This is a genomic window from Membranihabitans marinus (assembly GCF_021729155.1).
GTDB classification, from domain to species: Bacteria; Bacteroidota; Bacteroidia; order Chitinophagales; family Saprospiraceae; genus Membranihabitans; species Membranihabitans marinus.
This window is the reverse complement of the sequence record NZ_JAJQYA010000066.1, coordinates 1-8,211: the sequence shown is the minus strand read 5'-3', so window position 1 is coordinate 8,211 and position 8,211 is coordinate 1. Positions and strand designations below refer to the sequence as shown.

The window sequence follows — 8,211 nt, the reverse complement described above, 5'->3', positions numbered from 1 at the left end:
AAAACCTATCGATTTATGTTGCAGTCACGCCGGAGCACAGTGGCTAAATACCTGAAGATTTACGGGGCAATCACGCCTCGGCCGGGAGACCTCGGTTCCTTCGCCAAATGCCGATTTACGAGCCAACCCATCCACGACACGGTGGTCGTGGTTCCTTCACCTGAGACCGATTTACGGTCTCAGATGCTTCGCATTTCGTTCAGTCATCCTTTGGGCAACTATGCTCGGTCACACCCGAAACACGGAGGTTTCGGTTCCCTCGCCAAATGTCCATTAAGGACATTTGGTTGCTCTAAGGAGCAACTTCGCTCGGTCATCCTAGAAAATTCCCCTCCTTTGGAGGGGTGTCAGTTTACTGACGGGGTGGTTTGTAAATTCTGCAGGAAATATTAAATTTTATTTTTTATTCATTCGAACCACCCCGTCTGACAAGTTAGACAATCCTCCAATAGAGGGGAACTTGGCTGTCGAATTACGTTGCAATCACACTTTAACGTAGAGACATGACCGAATGAAGCTCACGACCGAATGTAGTTCGAAGAACCGTAGACCTTAAATAGGTCTACGATGAGGGAGCCACGACCACTGTGTCGTGGGTGGGCGGGAAAAGACCGTAAATTGGTCAATGATGAGGGAACCGAGGCTAGATACCGAGGGTGGGTTTTCCTTGCGTCTCATATATTTTTTTTGGAGACGCAAGGCATTGCGTCTCTACGTCCTCAAAATAGTAATGATGATATCATCGCTAAACAACAATGGTTAAACCCATCATCTCATGACCGATGCTATTTTAACTTAAAGATAGCTAAACCAGGGGTGTAGACTTATTTTATTTTAAAGTCAAACGTTATGGTTCCACATTGTTTAGATACCGTACTAGGGGAGAACTTATATTGTTTCGCAAATTTGATTGCCGTATTGATAAGGTCGGTATCTCCTGTCGTACTGCCTTTTTGTGTAAAGCTTGATTCCGAAACATTCCCTTTGTCATCTACGCATACTCTAACTACTACTCGTCCCGTCTTTTGAGAACGTTCGACTACATTGGGTTTATAGGTTAGGTTTCTACCTCCTAATCCACCACCAACATTGCCACTACCAGTGCTTAATCCTTCGAGATTATCGGAATTGGGATCCCCTAGAGGGTCGCCTTGATTGCCGGGAGTATCGGTTTTCCCTTTCCCTCCACCAAATAAATCGCCGAATTGCTTTTTGGTCGCTTCAAATTCTGCTTTTTTCTTGGCTTCAGCTTCCGCCTTGCGTTGGGCTTCTAACTTTTCCAGTCTTTCTTTTTCTTCTTGTTTTTTACGGGCTTCTTCCTCTTTTTTCTTCAACGCTATTGCATTGGGATCCTCCGTTGTCACCACTTCTTTTTCCACAGTTTGTTCTTCAATTTCTTGAGGTTCTACTGGGGTAGGAGGAGTTTCTTCGGCGGGTTGAGGTTCAACCTCCTCTTCTTGTTGGGTATCAGGCATATCGTCACCACGGCCCATGTCTGGAGCCCCAAAACTTACCAATATTCCCTCTTCCCCGGGAGGAGGGGTTTGAAATGACATAAAGGGAAACAACAGCAATATCAATAATATGGTATTGACAATAATACTGACTCGTTTCGCTTTTTTTCGATCTTCCGGTGAACTTTGAAAATCATTCATGTCTTCTAGATTAATATAAGTTTTAATTTAATGTATTGACCAGTCCTACCTTAATTAGCGGGTTCTGTGGCCAATATAGCCTGTGTGCCCAATCGTTTGGCCACATCCATTACTTTTACAGTAAAATGAAGGGGGCTTTGTTGATCGGCTGCAATCACTACAGTGGGCTTTTTGTCACTGGACTGCTTTAGATCAACGCGCAATTGGGATTCAATGTTCCCGAGACTCATTTGTTTTCCATTGAGGTAATACTTTCCGTCTTCTTTTATAGATACGGTGTAACTCTGTGGTGCAACAGTTTTAGAGCTGGAACTGGGTAGAGTCAGTCGCAGTGCATTGGGACTGACCAAAGTCGATGTCAACATAAAGAAGATCAACAACAAAAAGATGATGTCGGTCAAAGATGACATACTAAACTCTGCACTTACCTTATTTCTTTTCTTTAATGCCATAGTTGATTATGAATTAACTGGTTCTTGCAATAAATCCATAAATTCTACTGATGTTCTTTCCATCTTGTAGACTACTTTCTCTACGTTGGATACCAATAGGTTGTATGCGATAAATGCAAATATCCCTACAAATAGTCCAAATGCAGTAGTAATAAGGGCTTGATAAATACCTCCAGCTAATACATCTGGAGTTACATTCTCGGCCGTTGCCATTTCGTAAAATGCCAAGATCATCCCGGTAACAGTACCAAAAAAGCCTATCATAGGTGCAGCACCAGAAATAGATGCTAGAGTACTAAGATTTTTCTCCAAGCGGAAAAGTTCTAGGTTGCCAGCATTTTCGATAGATGCATTAATATCGGTTAACGGTTTGCCAATACGCATTATCCCCTTTTCAATCATACGAGCTGCAGGTGAATTGTTGGATTGACATAGGGCTTTAGCTCCCATGATATTGCCTGCTTGAACACTGGCTCTAATGTTGTTGATGAAATTGTCGTCTAATTTACCCGCTCTTTTAATAGCAGAATATCGCTCTACAAATAGATATAATGCCACAACAAACATGGCGAGTAGGAGAAGTACAATCAATATACCAATCCAGCCACTTTCAGATATTAACTGAAATAAACTTTGTCTTTCAATGGTTACTTCCTCTTCCAATTGAACATTTGGAGCTTGCAATAAGATGAATAGTATTGGATTCATAAATTTATAGGTGGTTTAGAATGATTTCTTAGAAAATATCGACGTTCAAATTTAAGCAGAAATAGATATTATGTAAAGTATTAATACGTTTTATTTTAAATATTTTTCATTTCCTCTACATTAATGTTTTAAAAATCTGTTTTAGTATGAAATATTTTATTTTTTTACTAAATAGCCTAAAAATAGCCTTGCCGTTTAATTGTGTTATTCGTTTTTATTTTTTTAACTTTAAGTCAAAATTTTAAAATATGCGTAGAATAAAGAAAATTGCAGTATTGGGATCGGGAATTATGGGAACCGGTATTGCATGCCATATGGCCAATATTGGATTCGATGTTTTATTATTGGATATGGTACCCAAAAATTTGACACCTGAACAAAATACCCAATCTTCATTTCGTAATTCATTGGCTAGTCAGGCTTTAAAAGCTGCTTTAAAAGCCAAGCCTGCTCCATTGTACACCGCTGAAATGGCTAAAAAAATAGCCGTAGGTAATTTTGACGATGATTTAAAAAATATAGCCGATTGCGATTGGATCATCGAAGTGGTGATTGAAAGATTGGATATCAAACAGATAATTTTTGAAAAAGTAGATCAATTTCGAAAGCCAGGCAGTTTGGTAAGTTCTAATACATCAGGTATTCCCATCCATATGATGACGACGGGACGATCTGATGATTTTAAAAGTCATTTTTTAGGAACTCACTTTTTTAATCCAGCTAGGTATTTAAAATTGTTGGAAATTATTCCGACCCAATCAACAGACCAGTCTGTAGTTGATTTTTTCATGGATTTCGGTCGACGTTATTTAGGTAAGGAGACCGTCTTGTGTAAAGATACACCCGCCTTTATAGGCAATCGAATAGGAGTAACTTCTATGGCCAAAATATTTGAATTGACTTCTAAACTAGGTCTAAGCATTCAAGATGTTGATATATTGACTGGTCCTGCTATTGCAAGACCCAATACAGGAACCTTTCGCTTAGGTGATTTGGTGGGGTTGGATACCGCCTATATGGTATTGAGTGATTTACAAAAACACTGTAGTGATGATAAAGCATTGCAACAGATTCAAATCCCCGCTTATCTAAAACATCTGGTTGAACAAAAACACTTGGGCAACAAGACCGGTAAAGGGTTTTATTTCAAAACCAAAGAAAGAGACGAAAAGGGTCGAAGCATCATTCACGGTCTCAACTTAGAAACCTTGGAATACGAAGCCAGCAGTAAGTCAGGCTTAGAAAGTCTGTCGGTGTCCAAACAAATCAGTAATCCAGTAGACCGCATTAAGGCTCTATGGTCTCTAGAGGATACAGGTGCGGAATTGATTAGACAAAGTATAACTTTTAGTTTTTTATATTCAGCTCAATTAATTCCAGAAATTTCCGATAATATATATGGTATCGATGACGCTATGAAGGCAGGATTTGCATGGTCCTATGGTCCTTTTGAGTATGCTGATATCTTAGGAGTAAAAACCCTTGTAGAATACGGGAAAAAAATGGACTTGGAAATCCCATCTTGGGTAAATAGTTTTATAACAGCTGGTCATGAAGCATTTTACACGATAAAAGATCACAGTAAATGGTATTATGATATCGATCAACAGTCGTATCAAATTATTCCTGGAAGTGAGGGACAGATAAATTTAAATTACTTCAAAGGGGAGAGTCCTGTATTCGAAAACGAAGAATTGAGACTACTCAATATAGGGGATGGAGTATTGAATGTTGAGTTTATCAGTAAATCGAATACTATTGGAGAAGGCATATTAAAAGGGCTTCATCAATGTATTCAAATAGCAGAAGATGGCGACTGGGCTGGAATAGTAATTGCCAATGAGGGTAAAAACTTTACCGTAGGTGCCAATCTTTTAATGATTGGTTCTCTGGCATTTCAGAATGATTACAACGAATTGGATGCTGCCGTTAAATTGTTTCAAGATACCAGCATGGCACTTCGATTGGCCAAAGTCCCAGTAGTCGCTGCAACCCAAGGATATGTTTTTGGAGGTGGATGTGAATTTGTCATGCATACCGATAGTACCATAGCCGCAGCAGAATCCTATATAGGTTTGGTAGAAGTGGGAGTAGGTATTATCCCCGGAGGTGGAGGAAGTAAGGAATTCGCCCTACGCGCCTATGATGAGTACAAGAATAGCAACAATGGCAATGCAGTGTTGTTAGAATGGTTTCAAACTATAGCTATGGGTAAAGTATCTACCTCAGCCCACGAAGCTATTGGATTGGGATATTTGTCTCATAAAGATAGAGTAGTTGTTGGAAGTAGTGAAAGAATTCGCATGGCCAAACAACGGGTTTTGGAATTGGCTTACAATTATATAGCTCCATCGTTGAGAACCGATATCAAGGTATTGGGTAAATCTGGTATCGCCACATTGGAACTGGCTTTAAATGAAATGTTGCTAGGCCGTTGGGCATCAGAACACGATGTCAAGATTGCTAAAAAGATCGCTTATGTATTGTCTGGAGGGGATATATCTGAGGCGCAGGCCGTTGATGAACAATACCTTTTGGATATTGAGAGAGAAGCATTTTTGAGTCTGTGTTCAGAGCCTAAAACTCTGGCACGTATTCAACATATGTTAGAAACTAAAAAACCACTAAGAAATTAAAATAAGATAAAAATGGAAGCATATATAGTAAAAGGATATCGCACCGCAGTCGGTAAGGCTAAAAAAGGTGGTTTTCGATTTACGAGATCAGATGATTTGGCTGTGAAAGTGATTCAGCACATGGTGAGTGAATTGCCCAATCTCAATCCCGACGACATAGACGACGTTTTAGTCGGCTGTGCCAATCCTGAGGCCGAACAAGGTCTGCAAATAGGTCGGAGAATTAGTTTGCGAGCTCTCAATTTAAAAGTTCCCGGTGTAACCGTTAATCGATATTGTGGATCTGGTGTGGAAACCATAGCCATGGCCACAGCCAAAATAAAGGCCGGTATGGGGCATTGCTTTATAGCAGGGGGTGCCGAAACCATGAGTTTAATTCCAATGACAGGGATCAAATTGGCGCCGAACTACAACGTTACGAGCGTGACACCAGATTATTTGGTGTCCATGGGATTGACTGCAGAAGCGGTAGCTAAAAAATATAAAATTTCACGCGACGAACAAGACGAATTTGCCTTGAGATCTCACCAACGCGCAGGCAATGCTTTGGATCAAGGATATTTTAAGGATCAAATTGTGCCGATTGAAGTGGAAGAAAACTACGTGTCCAATGGACAGAGAAAAACACGTAGCTATACTGTAGCTGAGGACGAAGGTGTGCGAAGAGATACTTCTTTGGAAGCCCTGGCTAGATTGCGTCCAGCATTTGAACGAGGGGGGACGGTTACCGCTGGTAATTCTTCTCAAACATCAGATGGTGCTGCTTTTACCATGGTGGTGAGTGAGGCATTTTTGAAAACCTTAAATGTAGAGCCCATTGCGCGAATGGTTAGCTGTGCTTCTGCTGGAGTGGATCCATTGTATATGGGATTGGGGCCAATTGCCGCTGTTCCCAAAGCTTTGAAGATGGCGGGCATGAAGTTGGACGATATCGATTTAATTGAATTAAACGAAGCATTTGCCGCTCAGAGTTTGGCAGTCATCAAAGAAGTGGGCATGGATATAGAAAAAGTAAATGTCAATGGGGGAGCCATCGCTCTTGGTCATCCATTGGGTTGTACTGGAACGAAGTTGAGTATCCAACTCTTTGCAGAATTGGCGCGCAGAAACCAAAAATACGGTATGGTTACAGCCTGTATTGGTGGTGGACAGGGAATTGCAGGTATTTACGAATTATTGTAATCCTCAGTCGGGAATATTATAGAAAAATCCAATCAAATGTTGATATTATGGATTGGAAATTAAAGTTATTTTTAAAGGTGCTGCATAAGAACGAGGGTTTTGTGCAGCCCTTTTCAATGGAAGAATATCGATCTGATCTCGAGCGAACATGGAAGCGAAACCGATGGTGGTTGGACGGACCTTCACTGAGGTTGAAAAACGTCGAGGATTTTTGTCTCGACAATAGGGAGGGAGTATCGATCCGCATTCGAAAATATCAGCATCATAATCCTTCGCAAAAAGTAGTGTTTTACATTCACGGTGGGGGATGGGTAGGACGATCCATCGATATTTATGATAATGTATGTAGAAGAATATGTAAAAACACGGAATCCACGGTTTATTCCATTGGCTATAGATTGGCTCCGGAACATAAATTTCCCAAGGCTATATTCGACTGTGTAGATGTAATCAGTGAATTGTTAGACCAAGAGCGAAGTCGATCTAACATAGGGGAGTTTATTCTATGTGGGGATAGTGCTGGGGGAAATATGGCCATCGGAGTCATTAATTTATTGAGTAAACGAGATATAACCTTGGACAAATTACTCCTTCTGTATCCACCACTTACTACTTTTTTAGATCAATCGTCCATGGAAAAATTTGGTCGAGGCTATGTTATAGAGAAGCCAGATATTGAGTGGATGCGAGATATGTATTTGCCCGAGAGTCAGAATTTATATGACCCACTCTTGTCTCCCTTATTTTATGAAGATCTATCCTTTCTCCCCAAGACTTGGGTGTTGACTGGTGGCTATGATCCTTTTTTGGATCAAGCTCTTTCTTTTATTGAAAAACCGAGGCGGGATGAAAGCCAGATTATTCATAAACATTATCCCACACTCTGTCATGGTTTTACATTAATGACTCAATTGTCCCCTGAGGTAAAACAGGCCTATCGAGATGTATATCAGATTATTAGGCAGTAGTTTTATGAGTCATTAATCTCGGATTTTAAATAGCAGTAGTATATGGTTGAATATGGCAATAGGGGTAACTGAATGCAGTTGCACGAAGTGCAACCCAATTGATTAAATATCAATTGGATGAAGGAACCGAAGCCACTGGCTTCGGCTTGGTATTAATTAAAATTCATGACAATCATTATTGTGCTCCGACGTGATTATCCCTTTAATCCAATGGTATATACCTCTATGCTCGGTATAATTTCAATGTAATTAGATAGGTTTTAGCCATTGGCTCCGGCGTGATTGCAACGTTGGTAGTAGAGACGCAATGCCTTGTGTCTCATATAGGTGGTGTTAGGAGACGCAAGGCATTGCGTCTCTACGTCCAGGCATCATATCAACGTAAATCCATAGCAAACATCATTTTTCTATCAAAATCACAGATTTATGTAAATTGATTGATTATACGAATGGTATTACTTATGGATTTGTCACACTTTTTTGCCCAGTATCTCTTATGTCCCCCGCTGGCGGGGGGTAGGGGGTGGAAATTGCATGAAATATATTTTAATATTAAATTACCGAGAGAATCCCCAGCAAACATTATTTTTCTATTAAAATCAAAGTTTGA

Annotated in this window: 7 protein-coding genes; 4 read left to right on the top strand and 3 right to left on the bottom strand. The window is 40.3% G+C overall.

Going from position 1 to position 8,211, the window contains the following annotated elements:
- Positions 1-567: 567 nt before the first annotated feature.
- Positions 568-822 carry a hypothetical protein gene (locus tag LVD51_RS19810; protein ID WP_236973119.1) on the top strand — a complete coding sequence of 85 codons (255 nt, stop codon included), beginning with the start codon at positions 568-570 and terminating at the stop codon, positions 820-822.
- 2 nt (positions 823-824) lie between these two features.
- Here the strand turns inward: LVD51_RS19810 and LVD51_RS19805 are convergent, their stop codons facing one another.
- From LVD51_RS19805 to LVD51_RS19795, 3 genes are read right to left on the bottom strand one after another with little or no spacing between them, the layout of a single operon-like run.
- Positions 825-1,655: a TonB family protein gene (locus tag LVD51_RS19805; protein ID WP_236973118.1), complete on the bottom strand. Its 831-nt coding sequence runs from the start codon at positions 1,653-1,655 to the stop codon at positions 825-827.
- Positions 1,656-1,705: 50 nt separating this feature from the next.
- Positions 1,706-2,107 carry an ExbD/TolR family protein gene (locus LVD51_RS19800; RefSeq protein ID WP_236973117.1) on the bottom strand — a complete coding sequence of 134 codons (402 nt, stop codon included), beginning with the start codon at positions 2,105-2,107 and terminating at the stop codon, positions 1,706-1,708.
- Between the two features lie 6 nt (positions 2,108-2,113).
- Positions 2,114-2,815 carry a MotA/TolQ/ExbB proton channel family protein gene (locus LVD51_RS19795; protein WP_236973116.1) on the bottom strand — a complete coding sequence of 234 codons (702 nt, stop codon included), beginning with the start codon at positions 2,813-2,815 and terminating at the stop codon, positions 2,114-2,116.
- Positions 2,816-3,063: 248 nt separating this feature from the next.
- Between LVD51_RS19795 and LVD51_RS19790 the strand changes: the two genes are divergently transcribed.
- The 3 genes from LVD51_RS19790 to LVD51_RS19780 are packed head-to-tail and all read left to right on the top strand — an operon-like array spanning position 3,064 to position 7,601.
- Entirely contained in the window at positions 3,064-5,451 is a 2,388-nt protein-coding gene (locus LVD51_RS19790) for a 3-hydroxyacyl-CoA dehydrogenase/enoyl-CoA hydratase family protein (protein ID WP_236973115.1), read from the top strand.
- A 12-nt stretch (positions 5,452-5,463) separates the two neighbouring features.
- Positions 5,464-6,633 (top strand): thiolase family protein, encoded by a 1,170-nt coding sequence (locus LVD51_RS19785; RefSeq protein ID WP_236973114.1) that lies wholly within the window; start codon positions 5,464-5,466, stop codon positions 6,631-6,633.
- Between the two features lie 47 nt (positions 6,634-6,680).
- Positions 6,681-7,601, top strand: a complete 921-nt coding sequence (locus LVD51_RS19780) for an alpha/beta hydrolase (protein WP_236973113.1) — start codon at positions 6,681-6,683, stop codon at positions 7,599-7,601.
- Positions 7,602-8,211: the final 610 nt, after the last annotated feature.